Source organism: Neptunicoccus cionae, from assembly GCF_014643735.1.
GTDB lineage: Bacteria > Pseudomonadota > Alphaproteobacteria > Rhodobacterales > Rhodobacteraceae > Amylibacter > Amylibacter cionae.
Map to the genome: position 1 here is coordinate 525,169 of NZ_BMKA01000003.1, position 26,860 is coordinate 552,028.

At 57.3% G+C, this 26,860-nt stretch carries 30 protein-coding genes and 2 tRNA genes; 15 read left to right on the forward strand and 17 right to left on the reverse strand.

What is annotated here, in order from left to right:
- Positions 1-1,338, forward strand: a complete 1,338-nt coding sequence (locus IEX10_RS13445; protein WP_188676177.1) for a sigma-54-dependent transcriptional regulator — start codon at positions 1-3, stop codon at positions 1,336-1,338.
- 75 nt (positions 1,339-1,413) lie between these two features.
- Here the strand turns inward: IEX10_RS13445 and IEX10_RS13450 are convergent, their stop codons facing one another.
- The 5 genes from IEX10_RS13450 to IEX10_RS13470 all read right to left on the reverse strand — a co-directional run bounded on the left by IEX10_RS13450 (position 1,414) and on the right by IEX10_RS13470 (position 6,040).
- Positions 1,414-2,868 carry a calcium-binding protein gene (locus IEX10_RS13450; RefSeq protein ID WP_188676180.1) on the reverse strand — a complete coding sequence of 485 codons (1,455 nt, stop codon included), beginning with the start codon at positions 2,866-2,868 and terminating at the stop codon, positions 1,414-1,416.
- 146 nt (positions 2,869-3,014) lie between these two features.
- Complete coding sequence (locus tag IEX10_RS13455; RefSeq protein WP_188676183.1) at positions 3,015-3,665, reverse strand: DUF1638 domain-containing protein; 651 nt, start codon at positions 3,663-3,665, stop codon at positions 3,015-3,017.
- 6 nt (positions 3,666-3,671) lie between these two features.
- Positions 3,672-4,373 (reverse strand): cobalamin B12-binding domain-containing protein, encoded by a 702-nt coding sequence (locus tag IEX10_RS13460; protein ID WP_188676185.1) that lies wholly within the window; start codon positions 4,371-4,373, stop codon positions 3,672-3,674.
- A 136-nt stretch (positions 4,374-4,509) separates the two neighbouring features.
- Positions 4,510-5,520 carry a betaine--homocysteine S-methyltransferase gene (bmt, locus tag IEX10_RS13465; protein WP_188676188.1) on the reverse strand — a complete coding sequence of 337 codons (1,011 nt, stop codon included), beginning with the start codon at positions 5,518-5,520 and terminating at the stop codon, positions 4,510-4,512.
- 88 nt (positions 5,521-5,608) lie between these two features.
- Positions 5,609-6,040 carry a SufE family protein gene (locus IEX10_RS13470; protein WP_188676191.1) on the reverse strand — a complete coding sequence of 144 codons (432 nt, stop codon included), beginning with the start codon at positions 6,038-6,040 and terminating at the stop codon, positions 5,609-5,611.
- Between the two features lie 157 nt (positions 6,041-6,197).
- Between IEX10_RS13470 and IEX10_RS13475 the strand changes: the two genes are divergently transcribed.
- Complete coding sequence (locus tag IEX10_RS13475; protein WP_188676194.1) at positions 6,198-6,731, forward strand: hypothetical protein; 534 nt, start codon at positions 6,198-6,200, stop codon at positions 6,729-6,731.
- Positions 6,732-6,790: 59 nt separating this feature from the next.
- Here the strand turns inward: IEX10_RS13475 and rnd are convergent, their stop codons facing one another.
- The 3 genes from rnd to IEX10_RS13490 form a co-directional block, all read right to left on the reverse strand.
- Complete coding sequence (gene rnd, locus IEX10_RS13480) at positions 6,791-7,948, reverse strand: ribonuclease D (RefSeq protein WP_188676196.1); 1,158 nt, start codon at positions 7,946-7,948, stop codon at positions 6,791-6,793.
- A 66-nt stretch (positions 7,949-8,014) separates the two neighbouring features.
- Positions 8,015-8,089, reverse strand: a tRNA-Asn gene (locus IEX10_RS13485).
- 75 nt (positions 8,090-8,164) lie between these two features.
- Positions 8,165-9,091 (reverse strand): MBL fold metallo-hydrolase, encoded by a 927-nt coding sequence (locus IEX10_RS13490; protein WP_188676198.1) that lies wholly within the window; start codon positions 9,089-9,091, stop codon positions 8,165-8,167.
- A gap of 60 nt (positions 9,092-9,151) precedes the next feature.
- Here IEX10_RS13490 and IEX10_RS13495 point away from each other — a divergent pair, with 60 nt between their 5' ends.
- Positions 9,152-10,471 (forward strand): ATP-binding protein, encoded by a 1,320-nt coding sequence (locus IEX10_RS13495; RefSeq protein WP_188676201.1) that lies wholly within the window; start codon positions 9,152-9,154, stop codon positions 10,469-10,471.
- Positions 10,472-10,558: 87 nt separating this feature from the next.
- The gene (locus IEX10_RS13500) at positions 10,559-11,314 is read left to right on the forward strand and encodes a hypothetical protein (RefSeq protein WP_188676204.1); all 756 of its coding nucleotides are present in this window, start codon (positions 10,559-10,561) and stop codon (positions 11,312-11,314) included.
- A 6-nt stretch (positions 11,315-11,320) separates the two neighbouring features.
- On the opposite strand, the gene IEX10_RS13505 is transcribed toward IEX10_RS13500, so the two are convergent.
- Together IEX10_RS13505 and IEX10_RS13510 are read right to left on the reverse strand one after the other, a co-directional pair.
- Positions 11,321-12,949: an AMP-binding protein gene (locus IEX10_RS13505; RefSeq protein ID WP_229678552.1), complete on the reverse strand. Its 1,629-nt coding sequence runs from the start codon at positions 12,947-12,949 to the stop codon at positions 11,321-11,323.
- A complete protein-coding gene (locus tag IEX10_RS13510; protein WP_188676207.1) occupies positions 12,946-13,452 on the reverse strand; it encodes a hypothetical protein in 507 nt (168 codons plus the stop codon). Before IEX10_RS13510 ends, IEX10_RS13505 begins: the two co-directional genes overlap by 4 nt.
- Before the next feature lie 158 nt (positions 13,453-13,610).
- Between IEX10_RS13510 and moaA the strand changes: the two genes are divergently transcribed.
- Entirely contained in the window at positions 13,611-14,624 is a 1,014-nt protein-coding gene (moaA, locus tag IEX10_RS13515; RefSeq protein ID WP_188676210.1) for a GTP 3',8-cyclase MoaA, read from the forward strand.
- A gap of 175 nt (positions 14,625-14,799) precedes the next feature.
- Positions 14,800-15,078 (forward strand): YrhK family protein, encoded by a 279-nt coding sequence (locus IEX10_RS13520; RefSeq protein ID WP_188676213.1) that lies wholly within the window; start codon positions 14,800-14,802, stop codon positions 15,076-15,078.
- A gap of 16 nt (positions 15,079-15,094) precedes the next feature.
- On the opposite strand, the gene IEX10_RS13525 is transcribed toward IEX10_RS13520, so the two are convergent.
- Positions 15,095-15,865, reverse strand: coding sequence for a GNAT family N-acetyltransferase (locus IEX10_RS13525; protein ID WP_188676214.1), 771 nt, complete (start codon positions 15,863-15,865; stop codon positions 15,095-15,097).
- Between the two features lie 89 nt (positions 15,866-15,954).
- Here IEX10_RS13525 and msrB point away from each other — a divergent pair, with 89 nt between their 5' ends.
- On the forward strand, positions 15,955-16,365 hold the full coding sequence (msrB, locus tag IEX10_RS13530) for a peptide-methionine (R)-S-oxide reductase MsrB (protein WP_188676217.1): 411 nt from the start codon (positions 15,955-15,957) through the stop codon (positions 16,363-16,365).
- A gap of 77 nt (positions 16,366-16,442) precedes the next feature.
- On the opposite strand, the gene IEX10_RS13535 is transcribed toward msrB, so the two are convergent.
- Positions 16,443-16,904, reverse strand: coding sequence for an outer membrane protein assembly factor BamE (locus tag IEX10_RS13535; protein WP_188676220.1), 462 nt, complete (start codon positions 16,902-16,904; stop codon positions 16,443-16,445).
- 111 nt (positions 16,905-17,015) lie between these two features.
- Between IEX10_RS13535 and IEX10_RS13540 the strand changes: the two genes are divergently transcribed.
- From IEX10_RS13540 to IEX10_RS13575, 8 genes are all read left to right on the forward strand, one after another.
- Positions 17,016-17,606, forward strand: coding sequence for a YceD family protein (locus IEX10_RS13540; RefSeq protein ID WP_188676222.1), 591 nt, complete (start codon positions 17,016-17,018; stop codon positions 17,604-17,606).
- A 156-nt stretch (positions 17,607-17,762) separates the two neighbouring features.
- Positions 17,763-17,969, forward strand: coding sequence for a 50S ribosomal protein L32 (rpmF, locus tag IEX10_RS13545; RefSeq protein WP_083225535.1), 207 nt, complete (start codon positions 17,763-17,765; stop codon positions 17,967-17,969).
- Positions 17,970-17,994: 25 nt separating this feature from the next.
- The gene (plsX, locus tag IEX10_RS13550; protein ID WP_188676224.1) at positions 17,995-19,101 is read left to right on the forward strand and encodes a phosphate acyltransferase PlsX; all 1,107 of its coding nucleotides are present in this window, start codon (positions 17,995-17,997) and stop codon (positions 19,099-19,101) included.
- Between the two features lie 23 nt (positions 19,102-19,124).
- A complete protein-coding gene (locus IEX10_RS13555; RefSeq protein ID WP_188676226.1) occupies positions 19,125-20,102 on the forward strand; it encodes a beta-ketoacyl-ACP synthase III in 978 nt (325 codons plus the stop codon).
- Between the two features lie 181 nt (positions 20,103-20,283).
- Complete coding sequence (gene ihfA / locus IEX10_RS13560) at positions 20,284-20,586, forward strand: integration host factor subunit alpha (protein WP_069299444.1); 303 nt, start codon at positions 20,284-20,286, stop codon at positions 20,584-20,586.
- Between the two features lie 15 nt (positions 20,587-20,601).
- Positions 20,602-21,480, forward strand: coding sequence for a MerR family transcriptional regulator (locus IEX10_RS13565; protein ID WP_188676228.1), 879 nt, complete (start codon positions 20,602-20,604; stop codon positions 21,478-21,480).
- A 67-nt stretch (positions 21,481-21,547) separates the two neighbouring features.
- Positions 21,548-21,624, forward strand: a tRNA-Pro gene (locus IEX10_RS13570).
- Between the two features lie 248 nt (positions 21,625-21,872).
- Complete coding sequence (locus tag IEX10_RS13575; protein ID WP_188676231.1) at positions 21,873-22,952, forward strand: 2'-deoxycytidine 5'-triphosphate deaminase; 1,080 nt, start codon at positions 21,873-21,875, stop codon at positions 22,950-22,952.
- Positions 22,953-22,956: 4 nt separating this feature from the next.
- Here the strand turns inward: IEX10_RS13575 and IEX10_RS13580 are convergent, their stop codons facing one another.
- The 5 genes from IEX10_RS13580 to IEX10_RS13600 all read right to left on the reverse strand — a co-directional run bounded on the left by IEX10_RS13580 (position 22,957) and on the right by IEX10_RS13600 (position 26,706).
- A complete protein-coding gene (locus IEX10_RS13580; RefSeq protein ID WP_188676234.1) occupies positions 22,957-23,205 on the reverse strand; it encodes a hypothetical protein in 249 nt (82 codons plus the stop codon).
- 73 nt (positions 23,206-23,278) lie between these two features.
- On the reverse strand, positions 23,279-23,935 hold the full coding sequence (gene scpB / locus IEX10_RS13585) for an SMC-Scp complex subunit ScpB (protein WP_188676237.1): 657 nt from the start codon (positions 23,933-23,935) through the stop codon (positions 23,279-23,281).
- Between the two features lie 2 nt (positions 23,936-23,937).
- Positions 23,938-24,738 (reverse strand): segregation and condensation protein A, encoded by an 801-nt coding sequence (locus IEX10_RS13590; RefSeq protein WP_188676240.1) that lies wholly within the window; start codon positions 24,736-24,738, stop codon positions 23,938-23,940.
- Complete coding sequence (nagZ, locus tag IEX10_RS13595; protein WP_188676243.1) at positions 24,731-25,738, reverse strand: beta-N-acetylhexosaminidase; 1,008 nt, start codon at positions 25,736-25,738, stop codon at positions 24,731-24,733. Before nagZ ends, IEX10_RS13590 begins: the two co-directional genes overlap by 8 nt.
- A complete protein-coding gene (locus IEX10_RS13600) occupies positions 25,738-26,706 on the reverse strand; it encodes an SPOR domain-containing protein (protein WP_188676246.1) in 969 nt (322 codons plus the stop codon). The genes nagZ and IEX10_RS13600 overlap by 1 nt, the downstream gene beginning before the upstream one ends.
- Positions 26,707-26,860: the final 154 nt, after the last annotated feature.

Here is a 26,860-nt window from a genome sequence, read left to right on the forward strand (position 1 = left end):
ATGGCAGAACAAATGACAATCGCGATCGTGGATGACGAACAGGATATGCGTGAAAGCATCTCCCAGTGGTTGACCCTTTCCGGCTATCGCACCCAGACATTTTCCAGCGCGGAGGAAGCGCTGAAAAACATCGACGGGGATTTTCCGGGCATCTTTATTTCGGACATTAAAATGCCCGGAATGGACGGGATCACCTTTCTGAAACGCCTGCAAAGCATCGACAACCAGCTTCCGGTGATCATGATTACCGGCCACGGCGATGTGTCTATGGCCGTTGAGGCCATGCGCATCGGGGCTTATGACTTCCTCGAAAAACCGTTTGATCCCGAACGGATGGCAGAACTGACAAAGCGCGCGGTTCACACCCGCCGCCTGACGCTGGACAATCGCACCCTGCGGCGTGAACTGTCCGACGGGACGGTGCTGCTGCGCAAACTGATGGGCTCCAGCCCTGTGATGGAACGCCTGCGGGAGGATATCCTCGATCTAGCACAGGCGGACGGGCATATTCTGGTTTCCGGCGAAACCGGCACCGGCAAAAGCCTGATTGCCCACGCTTTGCACGCTTGTGGTCCTCGTCAGGGCAAGAAATTCGTGATGGTGAACTGCGCTGCTTTTGCCGAAGAGGAACTCGCCCGCCGCTTGTTTGGTCCAATGGATGACGGCACCCCTGCGCTGGAAGCCTCGCTTGGGGGGACTTTGTGTTTGGAAGACGTAGAGAGTCTGCCGACCTCGATTCAGGCGCGTCTGATCGGTGCGTTGGAAGATCACGACCGCGGCGCGGATACCTCGCCCCTGCGGATCATCGCGATTTCCAATGAACCGGACCCCAATACCTCCCTAGAAGACACCATCCGCCAAGACCTTTACTTCCGTCTGGCAGCGATGCAGATCACCCCGCCCCCCCTGCGCGCACGGGGCGAAGATATCCTGAACCTGTTCAACCGCTATGTTGAAACCTTTGCAGATGAATATGGCGTGGACGGGCCGGATGTGTCCGCCAAGGATGCCGCACAACTGTTGCAGGCCCCTTGGCCCGGCAACATCCGTCAGTTGATCAATCTGGCCGAACGCGCTGTGCTGCAACACCGTCGGGGCAGCTATTCCATCGCTAACCTGCTGATGGACGACACGTCAGAGCCGACGCCAGATGTGATCGCGGAAGGCAAACCACTGAAAGAATACGTCGAGGCGTTTGAACGGATGCTGATCGACAATACTATGCGCCGCCACAAAGGGTCTATCCAGTCGGTGATGGAGGAACTCTCCCTGCCCCGCCGGACCCTGAACGAGAAGATGGCAAAATACGGGTTGAGCCGCAGCAATTACGTAGGCTGAGCATTCAGGGTGTCGCGTTACAAAGCCCGACACCCCAACGCACCGCAGATTGATCTTTCGCGGCGCTGACAGCGATCAATATTCGATGTTCAGATCAGGCGTATCAGACAGGTCCAGTCCTTCGAGGATGATAATGCCCCGTGGATGCGCCAGTAACAGGTTGCCATCTTCTTCGACAAATTCAATCGCGGTTTCAGGGACGCCGTTCAGGCGGATCATGTCGGCATCTACGTCAAAGTCCGTTATTGTGTCGGTGCCCTGACCTTTCTTGCCGACTGCGAAAAACTCAAAGGTATCCGCGCCCTTGCCGCCCGATAGCTGATCATCCCCGCTGCCGCCGGTAATCGTGTCCTGTCCTGAGCCCCCGTCGATGGTATCGTCCCCTGCTCCGCCTTCCAGCCGGTCCTTACCCGAGCCGCCCTCAATGTTGTCATTGCCGCGACCACCGTTGATCCGGTCGTTGCCGCCGTCCCCCGAGATGCTATCTGCACCGGCACCACCATCAATGGCGTCTTTTCCGCTTCCCCCAAAGAGCGTGTCATCCCCGCTGCCCCCATCCAAAGTGTCTCCGCCGCGGCCGCCGAATTGGGTGTCATCCCCCTTACCGCCATAGAGAAAATCATTCCCATTGCCGCCAAAGTTCCGATCATTCCCGGCCCCGGATTCGATAAAATCATCCATCGCGCCCCCTTCGTTCCGGTCGTCCCCGCCACCTGATTTTATGGTGTCGTCGCCGCTGCCGCCGTAATTCCGGTCATTCCCGCCGCCACTGTAAAACGTGTCATTTCCGTCTGAACCATGAAACTCGTTGGCCAGATCATCCCCGATGAAAGTGTCATCACGGATCGTCCCGAAACCGCCTTCAATATTTTTGATATTAATCGTTTCTTCTTGGGCTCCACCGTCTTCTTCACCAGCGGTCGCAAGGATTATAATTGACAGAATTAGGTCGAGCGTAAACGAATACTCGATAAGCTCAGCTCCGGTGACAAGATCTTTCCCTTTGCCCCCGTTGATCGAATCCTCACCGACACCATCTGCGTTTTCGTGCAGGATAAAGGCATCCTTGCCTTTCCCACCTAACAACACATCCGCGCCAAAACTGGCCTCTAGCACGTCTTTTCCCACCGTCCCCGTGATGGTTGAACCGTAAGGGCCCATAAATTCCTGCAAGAAGTCCCGATAAGCATCAGTGTCGTATCCGTCGGTGACATTTTCTGCGGCGGCCCGCACGGCCCCGATATCAAATCGCGCGCCTTCTATCCGCACAGCTTTGTACGGAGAGGACGGAAAAAACATATCAACAGTATGTACCACGCCGCTAAAGCTGTCCCCGTCGATTTCCAGTCCGGTGCCAAAAAAACGGAAGGTCGGCTGATCCCCAAGGACCGGCCCCACAGAAACAGCCGACGCTGTGCCCGCTGGCTCATATCGCCAGTTGATCGTGGCACTGGTGACGGCCTCAATGATATGTTCGACCATAAACCTTTGGAAACTGGTGGTGATACCAGACAACATTGTCGCGCGCATTGAAATTACCTCCCTAAAAATGGTCCGAAATGGACAGGAAAAATGCAGTTGAAACTGCTTGCATTGGGTAGGAATTAACTATGATTAAACGCTAATCGCGTGGTTTTCGCAAGCTTGGCGATGTTGGCGGCGGAGCTGGCCCCGGATCATCCCTTTGACGACACCCGCTCCAGCGCGGTTTGCAGGTCGCCGTAGCCGGTGAAGCGACGCTCCAGTGGCAGGCCGAGTTTGTCCGCGCAAGCCTGCGCTTTGGCGTCCAGTGCAGGGTCGTTGGTTTGGGCCTGATAAATCATCTTGGTGTAGTTGCCAAACAGCATGTCGCGCAGTTCGGGATGACGGTCCAACCCCATCGGTTTCCATATGAAAGCATCAAATTGTTTGACCAGAAAATCAGTCAAATAAAACGCCGTAAATTCGTCTTCTGAAATTTCGGCAAAAGCCTCATTTCCTTCAAAGAAGGAATAGCAATGTGGACCGGCGATCATCTCAACGCCCAGTTCCTCGCACTTGGCCTGCAACAGCCCGCCGGTTCCGCAATCCGCATAGGCCACGAAAATCTGCGCATACTCGTCTTTATGTTTCTCAACTGCCTTGGTAACCGCGTCGGTGATCTGATCAGGGTAAAGGTGCAGCTTGGCAGGTAGGCAGGTCAGGTCCATGTGGTCCCAGTTGTTCAGCCGAAACAGCGCGAGTATTTCCCGCGCCAGCGCACCGCAGGCCAGAACAAGAATGCGCGCAGGTTTATCCCCGCGCGCATCCAATCCTTCTTCGGTCAATGTTGTATCATCAACCTGCATGGCGCATCACGCGCTGACTTGGTTGTGTTTTTTGGCCATGAATTCTTTGGCTGTTTCCACCGCCACAGCAGCGTCCCGACAATAAGCATCCGCGCCAATCGCCTTGCCGAATTCCTCGTTCAGCGGGGCACCGCCCACCAGAACAGTGAAATCGTCCCGCATACCTTTTTCCACCATCGTGTCGATCACAACCTTCATATAAGGCATCGTGGTCGTCAGCAGTGCGGACATGCCGAGGATATCAAATTCGCCGGTTTCCAGCGCTTCGATGTAATTCTCGACAGGGTTGTTGATCCCGAGGTCTTTCACCTCAAATCCGGCGCCTTCCATCATCATCGTGACAAGGTTCTTGCCGATGTCGTGGATATCGCCCTTTACTGTGCCGATCACCATATTGCCCAAACGCGGCGCGCCGGTTTCCGCCAGCAAAGGCTTCAGGATCGCCATGCCACCCTTCATCGCGTTTGCAGCCAGCAGAACCTCCGGCACAAACAGGATACCATCGCGAAAGTCGATCCCGACAATGCGCATCCCTTCCACCAGTGCTTTGGTCAGCACATCATAAGGCATCCAGCCCCGCTCTAGCAGGATATTTACGCTCTCTTCGATCTCTTCTTTCAGACCATCGTAAAGATCGTCATGCATTTGAAGAGTAAGTTCCTCGTCACTGAGTTCCGAGAGGATGATTTCGTCTTCTTCTTCAGACATTTGGCAAAATCCCACTAGTTTTGGCGCCTTGGTACAGGCAGCTCTGCCCCCACGTTACCTGCGGGGTCTCTCGATTCTGCAAAATAAGCGACATATGCGTTTCACAATCCGACCGCTCTTTGCATTTTATGATTTATTAATCGCGGCGGCGGCGTCTGGTGCGCGTTTCGGCGGGTTTGCCGGATGTGCCGTCATCCTCTGATGAGAACCCGCCCATACGCTCGGCAATCACCTCCAGGGTAGGCGTGTCGCCTTTGGATGTGGATTCAAGGGACTTGCGCATCGCGGCGAGGTGTTCAGGCATGGTGCCACAGCACCCGCCAATGAAAGATGCCCCACAATCCCGTGCCAGAACAGCGTAATCCGCCATAAGATCCGGTGTGCCGTTATAGTGGATATGTCCATCCACATATTTCGGAATGCCCGCATTGCCTTTGGCAATCAACGGGCGGTCCGGATCGGCAGCGGCCATCCCCAGAATGGTGCGCAGCAGGTCAGAGGCACCCACACCGCAGTTTGCCCCGAATGCGAAAGGTTTGTTGTCCATCCCTTTAATCATATCCACCATGCCATTAGAGGTGACGCCCATCATCGTGCGTCCGGCGGTGTCAAAGCTCATGGTGCCACACCAGGGTGCGCCGATATTGCCGATCGCTTCGGCAGCGGCGGCATATTCTTCGGGCGCGGAAATCGTCTCTACCCAGAGCACATCAGCCCCGCCTTCCATCAAACCGGTGGCTTGCTCTTCAAAAATCTCGACCGCATCAGCGTGTGACAGGGTGCCAACGGGCAGCATAATATCCCCTGTTGGCCCCATGGAACCGGCAACAATCACATCGCGTCCGGCTTTGTCCGCGACGTCACGGCCGATTTCAGCAGCGATGCGTGACAGTTCACGGGCGCGGGATTGCGCGTTGTGCAGCTTCAGGCGGGCAGCGTTGCCGCCAAAGCTGTTGGTCAAAAACATATCCGAACCAGCGTCTACAGCGCCCTGATACAGTTTGGTGATCCGGTCGGGGTGCCAGTCATTCCACATCTCGGGGGCTTCACCGGCTTCCAGACCCATATTGAACAGGTTGGTCCCAGTTGCGCCATCGGTCAGGATCCAGCCTTGTGTATCCAGCAGTTTCTGTAGTTTTTCAGACATATATCGCTCCGCGTCTGACCGGATTGGCCAGCTTACGCTTCCGTGTCACAGGCGCGGGACAGGCGCAAATTCTTTCTGGACATATTGATTATGAATCTGACGCGAGTTTGTTTTGCGCCAGCGATTGAATCCGTACGATCATCGCCCGCAACCCGTTGGAACGCTGTGCCGAAAGATGCTGGTCCAACCCCAATTGCGCAAAAGCAGCGGCAGCATCGGTGTCTACCACCTGTTGCACCGTCACGTTATTAAACAACGCGCTAAGGATCGCAATCAGACCGCGCACGATCATCGCGTCGCTTTCCCCCTGAAAGGTAAAGACCGCTTCCGGCCCGTTCCCTTCGATATGGGGTACGATCCAGACTTGCGATGCACAGCCGTCCACCTTGGTGGCAGGCACCCGCAAAGTCTCGTCAAGCGGTGGCATCGTCTTGCCCATGTCGATCACATGACGATAGCGGTCCTCCCAGTCGTCAAGGAATTCAAACGTCTCCACGATTTCCTGAAAATCTTCAGTCATTCTTAACCAGTCCTGCGTAAATCATGAAAGGATACCTAAGTCCCCTGCCCGATCAGGTCCACCAATAATTCGACACCGCGTCACTCGGCCCTTTTCTTTGAAACCCGTTTTGGCTAACACTTGGCCATAATAAAAGGCGAACAAACGGGGTCGGCAGATGAAAAAACTTATAGGCGCAGTGCTCCTTGTCGGGATGGTGTCCTCTTGCGGTCTGGGCAATAGCGCAGGCAGCAGTGCGGGAAGTGCCGGTTCGGCTGGCAGCGCAGGCTCCGCCGGAAGCGCTAATTCTGCGGGCAGTTCCGCTGGCAGCTTTGGCAGCCTGTTTGGCCGCCGCAACCGTGTGGAACAGCGGATCGATCCGGTGATCCAGAACAACGGCGGCCTAATCAGCGTCGTTAAAGAAGCCCGATTTGAGCGGGCACGCGGTGGTGCCATCATCCGCGCCCGCGGTGTCGCCCCCCGTCAGGGTTACTATGACGCGAGCCTTTACAGCGCGACTGATCTGCAACCGGATGAAAGCGGCAATATCACACTGGAATTCCGCGCCAAGGAACCCCAGTTCCAGACCAATGTTCTGGGGGAACGTACGCGGGAAATCGATGTCGGGATTTTCATCTCCGAACAGAAACTGAATGCCGCCAACGCCATTCGTGTGGTGGGCCGTCAGAACCAGATCAGCCTGAAACGCTGATCGCTTCTCCAGTTTGGGCCGAGCCACCGGCCCTGTCGTTTACGTCAGGGCCGGTCTGTTTAGATGTGTACGATTTTCACGCTGCTGCCGTCCGCGGATAGGGCTACCTTGCCGTCACAGAGGTCTTTGGCATCCCTGCCGAACACCTCGTTCCGCCAGCCACGGAACACCTGTTCGGCGCCCAGACCCGCCGCGATGTCATCAAGATCAGAGGCATTGGCGATCAGCTTTTGCGCCACGCCGGATTCTTCGGCCTTGGCTTTCAACAGCACCCGCAACAAATCCGCAAGACCTTCACTGCCCTGTGGGCGCTGACGCACCTTGGCGACTTGGGGAAGGTTCTCGCTCGGGATCGCATCAGCAGCTTTGACAGAGGCAAGGATGCCTTCCCCAATGGCACCCTTACGGGCCTCGCGCAGCAACAGACGGGATTTCCCCAGATCATTGATCGCTTTGGGCCGTGTGGCCGCCACTTCCATCAGCGCATCATCTTTGAACACACGATTGCGCGGGATGTTGCGTTCTTGAGCGTAGGCTTCGCGGAATTTAGCGAGCTCTTGCACAGTCGCCAGAAAACGGCGGGAATTGCTGCGGGTTTTCAACCGCTTCCAAGCATCATCAGGATTGGCGTTATAGGTTTCAGGATTGGTCAGAATCTCGACTTCTTCCTCAACCCATGACGTCCGCTTAGTCTGATGCAGCTTGCGCTTCAGAAACTCGTAAATCTCGCGCAGGTGGGTCACATCGCCCAAAGCGTAGTGCTTCTGCTTTTCCGACAGGGGCCGCGCCGACCAGTCGGTAAACCGCGAGGATTTGTCCAACTGCGCCTTGGCAATCTTGCGCACCAGCGTTTCATAGCCGACCTGTTCGCCAAAGCCACACACCATCGCCGCCACTTGCGTGTCAAAGAAGGGTTTCGGGAATATCCCGCGATCCACGTAGAAAATCTCAAGATCCTGCCGCGCCGCGTGAAACACCTTCACAACGCTTTCATCTTGAAACAGCTCGTATAGCGGATCAAGGGACAGCTCGGGTTCAAGCACATCGATCAGGACAGCGCCCTCATCCCCTTCACCGGGATGGGCCATCTGGATCAGACAAAGCTTGGAATAATAGGTGCGCTCCCGCAGGAACTCGGTGTCGATGGTGACATAGTCGAATTTTGCACATTGGGCACAAAACTCTGCCAACTGTTCGGTGGTTGTGATCGTTTTCATAAACAGGGCTTAGTTTTTTTCGCTGCGATCTTCAAGGTATGAAAACCGCAGTCGGTCAGGGAAAAATGGCTCCGGCGGTAGGGATCGAACCTACGACCAATTGATTAACAGTCAACTGCTCTACCGCTGAGCTACGCCGGAACATTTTTACCTTGCGGTGATGGGCGTATAGCAAAGGGTATTTGGGGCGTCCATAGCCATTTTGCTTCTTTTTGATTATTTTTCAAAGAAGACCGCATCGACGCTAATCGGGCCGTCTGACGCAACGAGATCGCGCTCTGACAGGTCGATCAAATGGGCGAAAACATTGCGGGTTGCGGCAGGGATCAGGCGCGGGTCCACATCGGTGTAGATCTGTTCGGCCAGTTGCAGCGCGGTTGCAGGGTTACCTCCTGCGAGTGCCTGACGAATCTGGGTCTCGCGGGATTTGCGATGGCGGATTTGGTGTGCGACCATTGCAGCGGGATCGTTGATCGGCCCGCCGTGGCCAGGGTAGTAGATAGAATCGCCTTCCCGCGCGGCGAGCTTTTCCATTGAGGCCATGAAACTGGTCAAATCCCCGTCAGGCGGCGACACCATCGTGGTGGCCCAGCTCATCACGTGGTCGCCCGTCAGCACTGCGCCTGTGCCTTGCAGCGCGAAACACAGGTGGTTGGACAGATGGCCCGGTGTGTGAATCGCCTCCAGCGCCCAGCCATCGCCTGTTACCACTTCACCGTCTGCAATCTTGCGATCCGGTGCGAAGCCTGCGTCGATGCCTTCATTGCCGCCAAGGTTACCCTGCGTGGCCAGACGCTCCATCACGGCGCTGCGGCCTTCATTCGCGGTGCCGAAACCCAGAACCGGCGCGCCAGTGGCTTCAGACAGGCGGCGGCACAGGGGGGAGTGGTCCACGTGGGAGTGCGTCACGAGGATATGGCTGACAGGCCGCCCGCCGATTGCCCCCAACAACGCCCCCAGATGCGCATCACTGTCGGGACCCGGATCAACCACTGCAAGCGCGCCCTGCCCCACCAGATAGGTCTGGGTGCCGGTGAAGGTCATCGGTCCGGCGTTGGGCGCGGTAACAACGCCAATCAGCGGCGTCAGCTGCACCAGCTCTCCGGTTTTGGGGGTATAGTTGCGGTCAAACGGATCAGACATCAGCGGCTCTCCAGCTTTGGGTTGCACAGGGGCGGTTAGGCCCGTAACGCTGTTGTGGTGATGTTTAACAAATGGCTCAAGCCCTATCTGCCCCGTTCCCTGTTCGGCCGCGCCTTTATGATCCTTGCGGTGCCCATCGTGCTGATCCAAGTCGTGGTCGGCGTTGTCTTTGTGGAACGCCTGTTTCAGGACGTGACGCGGCAAATGACGCAGTCCACCTCTCTTGATCTAAAGCACCTGATTGGCCTGCTAGAGGATGGGCAGGACACCACAAAAGCCGCACGTGACTTGCAAATCACGCTGCGCCCTGCGCCGGATGCGGATTTAACTGCGCCGGATCGCCTGAAGGACAGTCTGGATTTCTCGGGGCGTTACGTGATCGAAACCCTGCACGACGAAATCCCGCAAGCCCGTGTTGTGGACCTTGCCAGCCCCAAAAGCGCTGTCTCCCTGATCGCGCTGGTGAACGACACGCCTTACGAATTCACCTTGCCCCGCCAGCGTGTGTCTGCCGCCAACCCGCATCAATTGCTGGTGGCGATGGTGGCGGCGGCGATCTTTCTGACCGCCCTTGCAGCCGCTTTCCTGCGCAACCAGATCAGCCCCGTGCGCCGTCTGGCCCGAGCGGCGGATGCGTTTGGCAAGGGCCAGTCCCTGCCGCTTTACCCCCGTGGCGCGTCCGAAGTGCGTGCGGCCACCAATGCGTTCCTGTCCATGCGGGCGCGGATTGAGCGGCAGATCGAGCAGCGCACGCTGATGCTGTCGGGCGTCAGCCACGATCTGCGCACGCCGCTGACCCGCCTGAAACTGTCCCTGTCACTGCTTGATTCAGAGGACGAAGAGATCGCCCTGATGGCGCGGGATCTGGACGAAATGGAGGACATCCTGAACGAGTTTCTGGCCTTTGCCAAAGGCGACAGCGAGGAACAGGACGAGATGGTCTCCCCCCTTGCGCTGGCCGAGCAGGTGATCGCCAATGCAGGGCGCAGCGGTCGGGATATTCCGCTGAAACTGGAAGGGGCCGAGGACGCGGCCGAGCCTGTCAAAATGCGCCGCCCCGCCGTGCAGCGGGCGATTGCGAACCTGCTGTCCAATGCGGCGAAATACGGCGACCGGAGCGAGCTGACCCTATACACAGGGGCCGGTTTTGTAGAGTTCGTGGTGGAAGACAACGGTCCCGGCATCCACCCCGACCAACGGGAAACCGCCGTAAAACCCTTCGCCCGACTGGACGCCGCGCGCAATCAGGACAAAGGCAGCGGAGTAGGACTCGGCCTCGCCATAGCCGCCGACATCGCAAGAAGCCACGGGGGGAGCCTGAACCTCGGAGACAGTGAGACGCTAGGCGGGTTAAAGGCGGCGTTTAGGTTGCCGCGGTAGGGGGTGGGAGTGAATTAGCTTGCCGTACACAGTCCTTTTCGGCACGATTAAGAAAAAGAAATTCACCCACAACAAACTGCTCTTTTTATGTACAAAAACTTATTATCAACCATTCTGAAATCCTTAGGTAATATCGCGAACATCTGTCGAATTCTGACGATCCTGTTGGTTCTCGGATTTTTTGTCGCCAGCCATACTGTCACTACGGTAGCGGCACTCACTAGCACGGCTATAACCGCTGTAGCCGGTGCAGGCTCCACAGTAATGGGGCGGAGCAGCATCGAAGCACACAAAATGTCCACAAAGAACGCCCGATTACAAAACAGTCTCGAGATAGAAAAGAAGAGAGTCGCCAAGCTTTCAAAGGAGAGTGCCGCTCTCCGGAATAAAGACCTGATCCGCATTCGTGGAAGAACCACAACGGTCAAAAAAGCTTCTTCAGAGGTTCTCAACCGTGTTGCAAAGAGAACGGTACGAGCAACAGCCACCAACCTTTCCAGCATACCTGGCGAAAGCATTCCCTTTTATGGCATTGCTATTATCCTTGCAGCAACAGCATACGAACTTCAGGCTGCTTGTGCCAACATGAAGGATATTTACGAGCTTCAGGTCGCGATCAACCCCGATGTTTCCCATGCTAGCGACAGAGATACGATTTGCGCTATGAAAATCCCAACGAAACAAGAGATTTGGGAAAGTGTCAAAGGTTCCCCAAACGCGGCTTGGCAATCCAGTAGAGAGAAACTCTTGGAAGTTTCAGACGATTTGAAATCCGTGGAAATGCCTACTTTCAGTCGCATGTGGAAACGTTTCGCCGGTTTGATCGGGGCGCGTTTACCTTAACCCCCCTCACCCGTCCAAAGCCCGTAACTCCCGCCGCATGATCTTGCTGGTTGCTGTCATCGGCATTTCCGTCAAGAACCTGACAGAGCGGGGGGCGACGTGGGGGGAGACTTTTTGTTTTACCCGTTCGATCAGGGCTTGTTCCATTCCCTCCGGTGACACCCCTTCGCGCAGGACGATGAAGGCTTTGACCACCTCGCCTCGGATGTCGTCCGGTACGCCGATCACCCCTGCAAAGACCACGTCTTTGTGGCCGCCGAGGCAGGATTCAATCTCGCTTGGTCCGACGCGGTAGCCAGCGGAGGTGATCACATCGTCATCGCGTGAGGAGAAGGCGAAGAAGCCGTTCTCGTCCCGTGTGCCGATGTCTCCGGTGCGCATCCATTCGCCGCTGAATTTCGCGGCGGTTTTTTCCGGTGCGTTCCAGTATTTCAGGAACATCGCCTTGTGGCTGTGGTGGATGGCGATCTCTCCGGTTTCGCCGTCTTCCAGCGGGATGCCGTCAGGGCCAAGGATCACCACCTCGGCACCGGGCACCGCCTGCCCCATGCTGTCTGGGCGCGGATCAAAGCTGCGCACGCAATTTCCCAGCACAAGGTTACACTCGGTCTGGCCGTAAATCTCGTTGATGGTCAGGCCCAGCCCCTTGCGCCCCCAGTCAAGGATGTCCGCACCCAGTGCCTCACCGCCGGACAGAACAGATCGCAGGGTCGTCGCGCCGGGTGCAGGCACCTGCCGCATCAGTTTGAGCGCCGTGGGCGGCAAAAATGCGTTGCGGATGGAGTGGGCCGCGATCACGTCATAGACCTTTTCAGGATCGAATTTGCCCATGCGGTAGGCCACCACCGGCACCCCGTAATAGAGGCTTGGCATCAGGGTGTTCATCAGGCCGCCCATCCACGCCCAATCCGCAGGCGTCCAGTGCAGATCGCCCTTGATCGGAAAGAAGTTGTGGGCGGTTTCGATGCAGGGCAGATGGCCGATCAGCACCCGATGCCCGTGCAGCGCGCCTTTGGGCGGGCCTGTCGTGCCAGAGGTATAGACCAGCAGTGCGGGATCATCAGGGCTGGTGGCAAGGGTGCGAAAACTGTCAGAGGCGGCGTTGAGATCGGCGTGAAAGTCGCGCACATCCGGCCCTGCCCCGTCGATACAATAGATGGTTTCAAGGTCTGGCAGGCGGTCGCGCACCTCCAGCAGTTTGGGCAGGTTGGCGCTGTCTGTTACCACCACCCGTGCTCCGCTGTCGCGCAGACGAAACTCCAGCGCGTCGGCCCCGAACAGGGTAAACAGCGGCAGCGCGACGCCAGCAGTTTTATAGATCCCGAAATGGCAAAGTGCGGTTTCAAGGGATTGCTGCAACAGGATGGCACAGCGGTCCCCCCGCTCTGCCCCGCCTGCCGTCAGAACATTGGCAAACCGGTTGGCAAGCCGGTCCAGTTGCTGGAACGTCACCCGCGTGGCCGCACCGCTGTCCTTCAGGCAGATCAGCGCTGTGCGTTCGGGATCCTGCCGCGCCCAACGTTCCACACAGGCGGAGGCCATGTTGAACCGGTCAAGCTGTGGCCATTCAAAGGCCGCGCGCATCGCAGACCAACTGTCGCGGCGCGGGACCAGCGTATCGGCAAAGCGGGTCATCGGATGAAGACCTGCACTTTCACCAGATCGGTGATCGGGACGCCCAGAACCTGCATCGCCGCGATGGACAGTTGCGACCCTGCGCCCGACTCTCCGCCGCTTGGCAACAGACGCAGGTTCACGGAGGCACCGGAACCTTCTACCACCACGCGCCCGTCTGCCTCGGAGCTGACAAGGGGTGTGCGCAGCCAGAACCCGTCCCGTTCCAACAGCCCCAGAGAGGCGATGGTGGTGCCTTTGTCCTGCTCGGGGCGCTCTACCGGTTTGGTGGCCTCCGCAAGTGCTGTTTCGCTTACCGCGCCTGCGGCGTCCTGTGTCAGCGCGCCGCCTTTGTTCAAAGCCGTTGTATCGGGATGCGACTGGGCCGGTTCAGGGGGGGCAACCGGCGCCTCTGCCACTGGTTTTGCGTCCTTGTCACCCCGTTTGAACAGGCCAAAACCCTGATCGCCGCAGCCAGCCAGCGCCAAAGTCGCGATCGTCGTAAGAAGGAGAGGTGTTTTCATGGCGGTGTCCTGTCGGTGTCTTTAGTGTCATTGGTCGCGCTATAAAGCAGCGTGGCGGTGTCCTGCCAGACGATAGGTCCAGCCGCAGTTCAATTCAACTCCCCGAAAAAGGCGGGAATCCCCTTGATGCGCTGGCAGTCACCCCCTAGGTTCGCCCTATGACAGATTTACCCAGACTTGTAGACCCGTTCCAGCGCGCCATCACCTACCTGCGGGTTTCCGTAACCGACAGGTGCGATTTCCGCTGTGTTTATTGCATGTCCGAGAACATGACCTTCCTGCCAAAGAAGGAACTGCTGACGCTGGAAGAGCTGGACCGCCTGTGTACCGCCTTTGTGGAACAAGGCGTGCGAAAGCTGCGGATCACCGGCGGTGAACCGCTGGTACGCCGTGGCATTATGGAATATTTCCGCGCCATGAGCCGCCATATCGATAGCGGCAAGCTGGACGAACTGACCCTGACCACCAACGGATCGCAACTGCGCCGCTTTGCGCAGGAACTGGCCGATTGTGGTGTGCGGCGGGTGAATATCTCGCTTGATACGCTGGACGAACAGAAATTTGCCAAGATTACCCGCTGGGGCCGTCTGGCACAGGTGCTGGACGGGATCGACGCCGCGCAAGAGGTCGGTTTGCGGGTGAAAATTAACGTGGTTGCCCTGAAAGGCGGCAACGAGGACGAGCTGGAAACCATCGTCAAATGGTGCGCGGATCGGGGCATGGACCTGACCTTCATCGAAGTGATGCCGATGGGCGATCTCGGGAATGAGGACCGTCTGGATCAGTACTGGTCCCTCAAAGACCTGCGCGCGCGGTTGGAAGACACATGGTCCCTGACCGATCTGTCGGAAAACACCGGCGGCCCGGCCCGTTATGTGCGGGTCAATGAAACCGGCCAGAAAATTGGCTTTATCACCCCCCTGACCCACAATTTCTGCGAAAGCTGCAACCGCGTGCGCCTGACCTGCACCGGCCAGTTGTTCCAGTGTCTGGGCCAAGAAGACGAAGCCGACCTGCGCCGCGTGCTGCGGGACAACCCCGAAAACAACGCCCCGCTAATCGAAGCCATCCACGCCGCCATCGCGAAAAAGCCCAAGGGCCACGATTTCGACTACTCACGGCAGGAAGTGGCAGGGACAATGACACGCCATATGAGCCATACTGGCGGGTGATGGTTGGGGGACGATCCCGCCCCCAGCCGAATACCAATGGCGCAATTTTGGAACATTCCAATTGATACCCACTAAGCCGCCCGCTGGCGGCTTTTCGTGATGCGCGCCAACGCATTCGGAACTACAACTCAAGCAACCTGTTAACTCCTGAGAGCCCCAAACACAGGAAACCATCATGCGATTATTCCATCCGGACACACGGAATCTGAGCGAACGGCATAAGAGAATTTATGCGTATTTTGAGTTGGCCTATACGGTCGTCGATGTTTCCGCAGCGCTTTTATTCGTGGTGGGCAGCATTCTGTTTTTCAATGAATCCACAACCTATTCCGGCACATGGCTTTTCCTGATCGGCTCAATCTTGTTTGGTCTGCGACCGACCTTGAAACTTATTCGGGAATACGCCTATCTGCGGGTGGGCGACTATGAGGACGTTGCCATCAAGCGCCCTTAGCAAAACGCTAGTACCCTCACCGCGCGTCTGCCCTTAACAACTCCGCCCGCCGCTGTGGGATCTTTGCGATCTCTACCCCTGTGAAGACGTGAAACGTGCCGAGGGTGCGGTCTATGACGGCGTGGTCGGACACCCAGCCCCCCATGCCAAGGTAGGTGCGCAGAAGGCTTGGCATTGGTGTGCGGCAGTCTCTCGGCCCGTGATCATCGTCTGACACCAGCGGGCGGGTCTCGGCGGCTTTGGGGCGCGGGGCCCATTTCACAGGCGCGAGATGGCGTCTGTGGAGCAAGGCGAGTGCTGCGCCATAGGGCGCTGTGTCATTGCCTGGAAAGGACGAGCAGCCAAACATCATACCGATACTATGGGCATCCACATAGCGGGTCAGCATCGCCCAGCCGAGCCTTATCACATCAGGGTCGCTCACCCCCTCTGCCGTGCAAAAGCGGCCGATTTCCAGCATAGGATCGGGATAGGCGTGCAGGTTCTCAAGATCGTAGAACTGCGCGGAATAGCTGATGCCGATGTCCGCCCCGCTGTCCAGATGCAGGAACCGGAAGCAGGCAAGGATCGCGCCGCTTTGCGTGTCTTCTACCAATACATGCTGGCACTTGGGATCAAACCCGTCCGCATCAAGCGCGCCGGACTGTGCGGCCTGACCACCGGAAAACATCTTATGGCGCAACCGCTGTGCCGCTTCCAGATCACCAGCGCCTGTTGCCATACGCGCCTGCAAGCTGCCCCTGCATACGGCTGGAACAGACGTGATCCTGTTGTCAAATGCGGTCATCCATCACCATTCGTTGATCGGACTGCTTGCAGCCGCCCTGTTTCACTATATCTATGGGACCAAGTATAAAACGACAACGTCGATATTCGATGAAGGAGCATGATGTGGTAGACAAGATTGAAAAGAGCGATGCGGAATGGCGCGCGCAACTGTCTGATCTCGCCTATAAGGTTACCCGCAAGGGCGGAACGGAACGGGCTTTCAGCAATGACAATTACCCCAAGGCCCCCGGCACCTTTCGTTGCGTTTGCTGCGATGCCCCCCTGTTTGACGCAGACACCAAGTTTGACAGTGGCACCGGATGGCCGTCTTTTTACGAACCTGCAAGCACTGAAGCGGTGGAAGAGCGGGAAGACAACGGCTGGTTCATGCGCCGCACGGAAGTGGTCTGCGCGCGCTGTGATGCTCATCTTGGTCACGTGTTTCCGGATGGGCCGCAACCCACTGGTCAGCGCTATTGCATGAACGGGGCGGCCCTGACGTTTGATCAGGAGGATTAACCCCCTGCTCTTATCCACTGATAATGCTTAATAAAGCCGGCCCGCCTATCAAACGGCGGGCCTTTTTTTTGGTGGGATCACTCGTCGAGCAGTTGTTCCGCACTGATGTTACCAAAGTTGCCAATCAGCTGGCGGAAAATGCCGGTTCCCTGCACGCCGCTGTCAGTGACACGGCGGGTGAAGGTAATCACACGCCCGTCTTCCAGACCGAAGCGTTCAATATTACTGACCTTATCATTGGCATCAAAAGACACAGCAAGAACAGTGCGTTCGATTGTTTCGGGCCGGTGGTACGTGTAATATTTGATCCGACTGGAGATATAATACCACGCCCCGTCGGACAGAACGCCGGTAGAAGACGGCTGGCCGATAATCTCTGCAACAGTGGTGCGAGTGTCCGTTCCGACAACGATATTCTCGAGCTCGAGATCAGTCGGTACGTAACCGTGATTGGTATAAGTCGCTGCACAAGCGACAGTCACGGACAGGCCGAGAATCGCGAGTGTGTTTCTGATCTTTCTCGCATGCTTGAATTGCATGTTGCCTGCGCCTCGTTTCTTATGTCACTGGCGTGTCATAGCTTGCTCTCGCCCGACAATCAAATATCTTATGGAAGAGAGCAACGCAAAACTGATGATGTGAGGGGTCCAATGGCCAATTCCGACGGCAAATCGACAGGTAAATCCGGCAAAACACCAAAGCGGGTCGACACCCGCGCGCAGATCCCTGTGGCTGATATGCCATCAGGGCGCATCGTAACCTTTGATCTGGTATTTGATGAGGAAGCGCTGGCCGCCGCTGCCAATGAACTGGATATTCTCGGCGTCCAGAAACTGCGCCTGAGCGGTACCCTGTCCCCGAAAGGGCGCAGCGACTGGTCACTGGAGGCAGAGCTTGGCGCGACGATCACGCAGGCCTGTGTTGTTTCGCTTGATCCGGTCAAGACGCGGTTAGACGAGACTGTCACCCGCAGTTTTGTGACCGACTGGCATGAACCGGACCCCGACACTGTGATCGAAATGCCAGAAGACGTGGATGAGGAGCCGCTTGGTACTTTGATCGATCTGCAAAGCATTGCTATCGAATCTGTTGCGCTCGCCATGCCGGATTATCCGCGCAGTGACAGTGCAGCGCTGGAACAGACCGTTTTTTCAGAGCCAGGCGTCAAGCCAATGAGCGACGAAGACGCAAAACCCTTTGCAGGGTTGGCGGCTTTGAAAGAAAAAATGGACAAATCGTAGAAACACAGGGAAAAGGGGGTTGCGAAGACACAGTATCTTTGTATTTTCGCGGCTCTTATCTTCAGGCGGGAAATGACGCCTTGTTCTTGCGACGAACAAGGGTTACATCACCGCGCATCCGGGTAGTGTTTACCCGCCATATCTTGAGGTTGTGACATGGCTGTCCCACAGAATAAAATTACCCGCTCCCGTCGCGGAAACCGTCGGTCCCACGATTCGCTCGTTGCGGATAACCCGAACGAATGCCCGAACTGCGGTGAGCTGAAACGCCCTCACCACGTTTGTGGTGCATGCGGCCACTATGCCGACCGTGAAGTTGTTGCCGTTGTTGACGACGTCGAAATCGACGAAGACGCAGCCTGAGCAAGAGAGATTGAGCTGACCAGACATGCAAACCAGCGTAACTGTCGGCTCTGATTCTGCTTCTAAAACAGTCATTTCCATTGACGCGATGGGCGGCGACCTCGGGGTCGCCGTTGTTGTTGATGGGATGGCTAAGGCAGCTGGTGAAAATGCCGGCATCTCCTTTGTTGTGCACGGGGACCAGCCCACGCTGGAGCCTCTGATCAAGCGCAAGCAAGTGCTTGAAGGTCGGGTCAGCATCCGCCACGCTGAAGGCGTTGTGGACATGCACGACCGTCCAAGCCACGTTATGCGCAACGGCAAAGGCACCTCTATGTGGTCCGCGCTCGAATCTGTGCGCACCAAAGAGGCCAGCGTTGCGGTTTCTTGTGGCAACACCGGCGCGCTGATGGCGCTCTCGATGATTCGTCTCCGCAAGGCCCCCGGTGTAAAACGCCCCGCTATTGCGATTCTCTGGCCTTCCCTCAATCCGCAGAACTTTAACGTCATGCTAGACGTGGGGGCGGATATTCGTGCCGATGCGCAGGATCTGAAGGTATTTGCGCTGATGGGCGCATCTTATGCCCGCAATGGTCTGGGGCTGGAACGTCCACGGATCGGGCTGCTGAATGTGGGCACCGAAGAACACAAGGGCCGCCCCGAACTGCACGAAGCCAATGACATCATCGAAGAAGATGCGGCGCTGAACGGATTCGAATACGTCGGCTTTGTTGAAGGCGGCGATATTCACTCCGATAAGGTTGATGTGATCGTCACTGACGGGTTCACCGGCAATATCGCGCTGAAAACCGGCGAAGGAACGGCAGGTCTGATTTCGCTGCGGATGCGCGAATCCTTCAAGAACAGCGTGCTGTCGCGCCTGTCAGCCGTTTTCGCCTACCCGAGCCTGCGTCGCTTGCAAGACCGCATTGATCCCCGCCGCGTTAACGGCGGCGTGTTTCTGGGGCTGAACGGCACTGTGATCAAATCCCACGGCGCCGCCGATGCCACCAGCGTTGCCGCTGCGATCCGACTGGCCCAACAGCTTGCCCAATTGCGCTTTACCGAAAAACTGGCAGCGCGTGTTGCATCCGGCATGCAGAACAGACAAGATGAGGATGACTCCAAAGGCTCCTCTGCCGACGGCTCCTAAAAACCACCGGGAAATTCTGAATAATGACGACGATCCGATCAGTTGCAATTGGCATTGGACACTATCTGCCCGAACGTGTTGTTCCAAACGAGGAATTTGCAGCGAAACTGGATACGTCGGATGAGTGGATCCAGTCCCGCTCCGGCATCCAGCGCCGCCATTTCGCTGCCGAAGGGGAATTCACCTCTGATCTGGCTGTGAAAGCTGCGGAAAAGGCGCTTTCCCATGCGGGGCTGTCTGGCAGCGACATTGACGCAATCGTGCTGGCCACCTCCACTCCGGACCAGACCTTTCCGTCTACCGCAACAAAAGTGCAGCACCGGCTGGGTATGAAGGGCGGCTTTGCCTTTGACATCCAAGCCGTATGCGCCGGCTTTGCCTTTGCGCTGGCCAATGCGGATGCGTTGATCGTGTCGGGCCAAGCCAAGCGCGTTCTGGTGATCGGCGCAGAAACCTTCAGCCGAATTATGAACTGGGAAGACCGCACAACCTGCGTTCTGTTCGGGGACGGCGCAGGCGCGCTGATCCTTGAAGCCCAAGAAGGCACCGGCGAAAGCAGCGATCGCGGCATCCTCGCCACCGATCTGAATTCCGACGGGCAGTATAACGACCTTCTTTATGTGAACGGCGGCGTATCTTCGACCCAGTCCACCGGTCATCTGGTGATGGAAGGTCGTGAAGTCTTCAAACACGCGGTCTCCAAACTGGCGGCAACTGCAAATGCCTCCCTGCATAAGGCGGGCCTAACCCATGAAGATGTGGATTGGGTCGTCCCCCATCAGGCCAACCTGCGCATCATCAAAAGCACCGCGAGCAAGCTGGGCGTGCCGATGGAAAAGGTCGTGGTCACGGTGCAGGATCACGGAAATACTTCTGCGGCCTCTATCCCGCTGGCGCTGTCAGTGGCTGTTGAAAAGGGTATGATCGAAAAGAACCAGATTCTGGTGGCCGAGGCCATCGGCGGCGGTCTTGCCTGGGGTTCGGTGGTCCTGCGCTGGTGATTCGCTCTGCGCATTGGGCTTTTCCCTTGGTGATCAGATGCTTGCCCGCCGCAGTCAAACTCCTTTCCCCAAAAGGACTTTCCACCGACCCAAGCTAATTATTTCTTATCTACCAATGCGTTGCAGTTGACAGGTAAATCTGATTTCTCCTAGTGTTCGTGAATAGAACAGGGAGACAGTTATGGGCGGTAAGACCTTAACACGTATGGATCTGAGTGAATCCGTGTTTCGCGAAGTTGGACTTTCACGCAATGAATCAGCCGATCTGGTGGAAAGCGTGCTGGATAATATCTCTGACGCTTTGGTCAGCGGCGAAAACGTAAAGATTTCGTCATTCGGCACCTTCAGCATCCGAGACAAGACGGAACGGATCGGTCGCAACCCGAAAACCGGCGAAGAGGTGCCAATTCGGCCCCGCCGCGTGTTGACCTTTCGGCCCTCTCACCTAATGAAGGACCGTGTGGCCAACGGTAACAAGTCCTAAAGGGACCAAGTGTAAATGAGTAAATCTCCAGACGCGTTTCGCACCATTTCAGAGGTTTCTGAATGGCTTGACACGCCAACATATGTCCTGCGTTTCTGGGAAAGTCGTTTTCCCCAGATCAAACCGGTAAAGCGTGCCGGCGGTCGGCGGTATTATCGCCCCGAGGATATGATGCTGTTGGGGGGCATCAAGAAACTTCTGCATTTTGACGAACTGACAATCAAGGCAGCCAAGGCGCTGTTGAAAGACAAGGGCGTCAAACATGTGATGGAACTGTCGCCCGATCTTAACACGCCAGTGGTGACGCCCCTGTCCACTGCGGATGCAGCGGATAAGGCGGACATTGCCAAAATGGTTAAAGAAACCTCGCAAGAGGCGCCCAAGCCCGCCGTAGAGGTACGTGTGGTCAAAAAAGCCAAACGCGCAGAACCGGAACAAGAGCCCGTCGCGGATACCGCTTCGGAACCGGTTACAGAATCAGCCCCTTCCCCAGAGGAAACGCCGATGACCCAAGACACGCCAAAAGAAGAGATTAAAGCCGCTGACGGCAACGCGGATGCACCCGAGCCCGAAGCACCCGAACAGGACGCGGTGGAAAGCTCTGACGCTGACGACGTTATTGCCGATCCGGCAATGCAGGCCAAAGCAACAGAGGCTGAACGTCAGGCTGCCGCACAAGAAGCGGCACAGGCCAAAGCCGCCGCTGACGAAGAAGCCGATGATTGGGCCGGACTGGTGCCTGACATGGTGATGAACGCCCCCTACCGGATCGGCACACCGGATGATTACGATTCCAAGACCATGGGCGAAATCGAAATGCTTTATTACAGCCTGCGCATGGCGCGCAACAAAATGCGCCGCTCCATCAATCAGCACGAAAACCGGCCGTCATAACTTGCCCGTTCGGTGCAGTTCTGACTTGCAGAGCCGCGCGCAAACCCTTACATGATCGCCAGAGTGTCGGGCTATAGCGCAGCTTGGTAGCGCGTTCGTCTGGGGGACGAGAGGTCGCAGGTTCGAATCCTGCTAGCCCGACCATTTCCCCCGCCAAATCTTCCAGACAGACCAGTCCAACTCCGCCACCCGATCGGGGCTGGCGGCCCCGAACCCCGCGGATATTTTAACCAAAAAGAGATGCCAGCGGGTATGGGTCACAGGCTTGGCCTCTTTTTGGGTCAAATATCCAAATACCAACCTCTCCCCCAACCGCGCTAAAGGCAAATTTTTAAGTGCAGCGTGGCACAAAATACGGCATAAGCCTGTAAAATGCAGGGTAAGGGATCGTTATGACAACAAAAGGCGTAGTTTCCAGCCAATCCATCGCAAAGATGCTGGAGCGCGGGGAAATCCGCACCACGGTTCCCCCTGTCGAAGGGCAAATCCAACCCGCATCGCTGGACCTGCGTCTTGGCACCAAAGCATGGCGGGTGCGGGCCTCTTTTCTGTCCGGTGCGAATGGCACCGTGGCGCAGCGGCTCGAAGAATTCCAGATGCACGAGATCGACCTGCGTCAGGGTGCGGTGCTGGAAAAAGGCTGTGTTTACGTGGTGCCCCTGATGGAGTCCCTCAACCTGCCCCCCGAAGTGAATGCTGTGGCGAACGCCAAAAGCTCGACCGGACGGTTGGACCTGTTTACCCGCTGCATCACGGATCGCGGCATTGAATTTGACCGGATTGAAAAAGGCTACACCGGCCCGCTTTACGCCGAAATCAGCCCGCGCAGTTTTTCGGTGCTGGTCCGCCCCGGTATGCGATTGAACCAGATCCGCTTCCGGCACGGTAAATCAGAGCTGTCTGACGATGCTCTGGCCGCCTTGCACGAAGAAATCGGCCTTGTGGACGGTATCGCCCAAATCGACAATGGACTGGGCTTCTCGGTGGATCTTAACGGCGACAAGAACGGCTTGGTGGGTTACCGCGCCAAACCGCATACCGGATTGATCGATCTGGACCGGATCAACCACTATGATCCGGCAGAGTTTTGGGAACCAGTGACCACCCGTAACGGCGGTATCATCCTTGATCCGGGCGCGTTTTATATCCTTGTCAGCCGCGAGGCGGTTCACATCCCGCCCAACTGCGCCGCTGAGATGGCACCTTATCTGGCGATGGTCGGGGAATTCCGGGTGCATTACGCTGGCTTCTTTGACCCCGGTTTCGGCCATTCTGCGGCGGGCGGCACCGGATCACGGGGCGTGTTGGAAGTACGCTGCCACGAAGCCCCTTTCGCGCTGGAACATGGCCAGAGCGTCGGGCGTTTGGTGTATGAATATATGTCAGAGGTGCCGGATGTGCTGTACGGCGCGGATTTGAAATCCAACTATCAGGGTCAGGGTTTGAAACTGTCCAAACACTTCCGGATGTAGCGCCCTACATCCGGTCTATCGGATCATTCTTGCGCTTTTGCTTTTCGGCCTGTTTGCGCGCCAGTTTCTTCTGGCGCTTGAACTCCAAAAACTCTGCTTCTTCTTCGGGGGACATTTGCGCGCGGCTGGCTTTGGGCTGATTGCGGGACTTGTTGCCGCCCCGCGCCATTCCCATGCCTTTGTTGATCCCCGCGTTAATGCCACGCCGCATGATCATCCGGATGATCAGGTTTACAATCTGGTTTACATTCATTGCCTTGGCTCCTGCCCGCTTTATGCCTTTGTCAGAGTATAGTCCTTCGCGGCCCATATTCCAATTGGCCGGATCAGCCGAACATGTCGTCCTGCTCTTCAGCTGTATCGGGATCGTCGCTCGGGATGTGCAGCGCACCGGGGGGCGGACGGTTGTCCAGCAGCCCCGCATCGCGCAGTTCCTTGACACCAGGAAGATCGCGTGCGTTTTCAAGGCCAAAATGATCGAGGAACACCTGCGTCACCACAAACGTCACCGGACGCCCCGGTGTCATGCGGCGGCGGCCGAGTTTGATCCAGTCCAGTTCCATCAACATATCAATCGTACCTGAGGACACGGAAACACCGCGGATTTCTTCGATCTCGGCGCGTGTAACGGGCTGGTGATAGGCGATAATGGCAAGGGTTTCGATCGCAGCACGGCTCAGCTTGCGGGTCTCTACCTGTTCCTTTTGCATCAGGAAGCCCAGATCGGCGGCAGTGCGAAAGGCCCAAGCCTCCCCAATGCGCACCAGATTAACTCCACGCCCGTCATAGCGTTTGCGCAGGCGGGTCATTGCCTCGGTCACGTCAGAACCGTGGGGCATCCGGTTTTCGATCTGCAGCTTGGTTTGCGGCGTGCTTGTGGCGAAGAGGATCGCTTCGATCATCCGCTCTTGTTCGGCCAAGGGCGGCGCTTCAAACAGGCTTTCGGTGATGTTGGCGGGTTGTTCCGGCTTGTCATCAGACATGCTCAGACCTCCTTTTTGCGCAATTGGATGGGCGCGAAAGTGTCGGACTGGCGGATTTCCAGCGACCCGTTTTTGACCAGTTCCAGCGCCGCCGCGAAAGAAGCCGCCGTGGCAGAGCGCCGTTTTTTGGGGTCATCGGACCAGCCATCGGGCAGGAATTGCGACAGGTCGGACCATTCCAGCGCATGTCCCATCAGGGATTTCATGCGTTCCAGCGCCTGTTCCATCGTCAGAACGCTGTCCCGTTCAGCGTAGTGGAGCGGGGCGAAACTGTCTTTGGTTTTCAGTCGGGCATAGGCCTGCATCAGGTCCAGCACAGTCGCTTTATACACAACAGTTTTCTTAACGCCGGTGTCTTCGGACACACCGCGTGCAAAAAAGTCCCGCCCCAGCTGGTCCCGTGCCATCAGCTTGGCCGCCGCGCGGCGCATGGCCTCTAGCCGTTCCAGTTGGAATGCCAGATGGGCGGCGAGTTCTTCGCCCGAGGGTCCGTCCTCTTGTGGGTCGGCAGGCAACAACAGGCGGGACTTCAGGAAAGCCAGCCAAGCCGCCATCACCAGATAATCCGCAGCAAGTTCGATCCGCAGGGTTTTAGCGCGATCCACAAAGGAAAGATATTGTTCTGCCAGTGCCAGAACCGAAATCTTGCGCAGGTCCACTTTTTGCGTGCGTGCCAGTGTCAACAGCAGGTCGAGCGGTCCCTCATAGCCGTCCACATCAATCAGCAGTGCCTCGGACGCGATCCGCGCCTGTGTGGCGTCCATCGCGTCGTCTGACCCGTCGGGGGGCGTTTGTTCAGCCATGAACCGCATCTTCCATCAACAGCGCCAGTGCCTCTTCAGCCTGTGTCGCGTCGAACGGTTCAGGTGTATGCCGCAGTTCCAGCGCGGCTTGGGCGCGGGTTGCCGCCAGACCGGACAGTTCGGGTGTCTCGCTTAGGATCGGTTCCATCTCTGCGCGCTCTCCGTTGCAGTGCAGGATCACATCGCAGCCCGCAGTCAGCGCGGTCGCGGTGCGGGCTTCAAAACTACCCGATAGCGCCTTCATCGACAGATCATCCGTCATGAGCAAGCCGCCAAAGCCGATGTCCTGCCGGATCACCTCGATCACTGCAGGGGACAGCGTGGCGCAGTTTTGCGGGTCGATGGCGGAATAGATGATATGGGCGGTCATGGCCATTGGCAGGTCCGACAGCCGCGAGAAAGGCACAAAATCAGAGGCCTGAAGATCCGCCAGCGGTGTGTCCAGCTTTGGCAGATCAAAGTGACTGTCGAGCGATGCGCGACCGTGGCCTGGAATGTGTTTTATGATCGGCAGCACGCCGCCCGCCAGTTGCCCTTCTGCAAGCGCACGCCCATTGACGGCGACTGTTTCGGGATCATGGCCATAACAGCGGTTCAGGATAATATCGTGGCTGTCGTCCGTGGCCACATCCAGCATCGGTGCGCAATTCACGTCGATCCCCAGATCGTGCAATTCGGCGGCAATCATCCGCCCCCGCAGATGCATGGCTTGTGGTGCGTTGGCCCCTGCCCTTTGCGCAAAATCAAGCGCTGCGTCCCATTCCCGCCAGTGCGGTGGACGCAGACGCGCAACACGGCCGCCTTCCTGATCAATCAGGATCGGGGCATCACGGCCCACAGCATCCCGCAATTGTGCGGTCAACTTGCGCAATTGGTCCGGTGTTTCGATGTTGCGGGCAAAGAGGATGAACCCCCAAGGGTCCGCATCCCGAAAGAAGGCGGTTTCTTCGGCTGACAGCACAGGGCCAAGACAGCCGAATATGGCAGCGCGCGGCGCCATTAACGGGCGGTCACTGGAATACAGGGTGTGCCGACGGCCAGTAGCGCAGAACACAGCGCGCGGGATTCATCAAGGGAGTCAAACCCAGCCGCCCGCAGACGGTAGAACTTGCGCCCGCCGGATTTTGCCGCAATTACCAACCGTTTTTTGTCTTCCAGCAGGTGGTTATGTTGCTTCAACAGCTTCAACCAGTCTGCCTTGGCCAGTTCGGCACTGTCGTATGCGCCAAGTTGGATCAGACGTGTGCCAACGGGAACGGAGTCGACGCTTTGGAATTCCGGCGCGGCATCCGCTTGCGAGGATGTCGGCTGCACGCGGGTGATCTGGGTTTCCAGATCCCTCGGGCGTCCTTGCGGGCGGGAGGAGGCTGACGGGGAATATTGTGTGCCGCGAATATTGCTGCGCGGAATGGTGGCGGGGTCCACGTTGGCCTGCTCCCGCGCGGCAAGCTGTTCGGCCACATCTTCAGCAATTTCAAGCGCGTCGAGATCGGCCTCTGCGGCTTCCCCCTCGCTGCTTTCGATTTCAACGTCGATGTCTGTTTCTTCGTTCAGTGCCTTTGCGCTGGTGTCATCTTCCGCTTTGGCAGACACACGAGTGACGTTCGCAGCTTCCCCGGCGGGCAGATCTTCTTGTCGCAGACGTGCCGGTTCAGGTGCCAGCACTACGGTGTTAGCAGGGGCTGCAACGCCCCCTTCTGCCTGCACCGAATTTACCGCCAACCCTTGATGGGACGCTTGCATCCCGCCCGGATCGGCAGGGGCCACACGGGAAGGGCCAACCATTGCGCGGATGATCGGAACGTCGTGGGGGTCACGGGTGCCAAGGCTGACGGTCCAGTATACAAAGCCGCCGATCACAGCCACCGACAGGCCGGCCACACCCCAATTGACCGCTGTTCGCACAACCCCCAAGCCCCCGACACCTGCCGCCGGTTGGGATTTCGACTCCGTTTTCTTCTTGGACATCAGCTTCGCCTCTTTACTCGCACAGGCTATCGCATGTGCTTAACTGCTCACCCCCGAAACAAGCGGTTTATCCGCCTTATATTTACGTTTCGGGGCCGTTACTTCTGGACCCACCCGAAGCATTGCGCCCCGGTGCCTGTGGTGTCTTATGTTT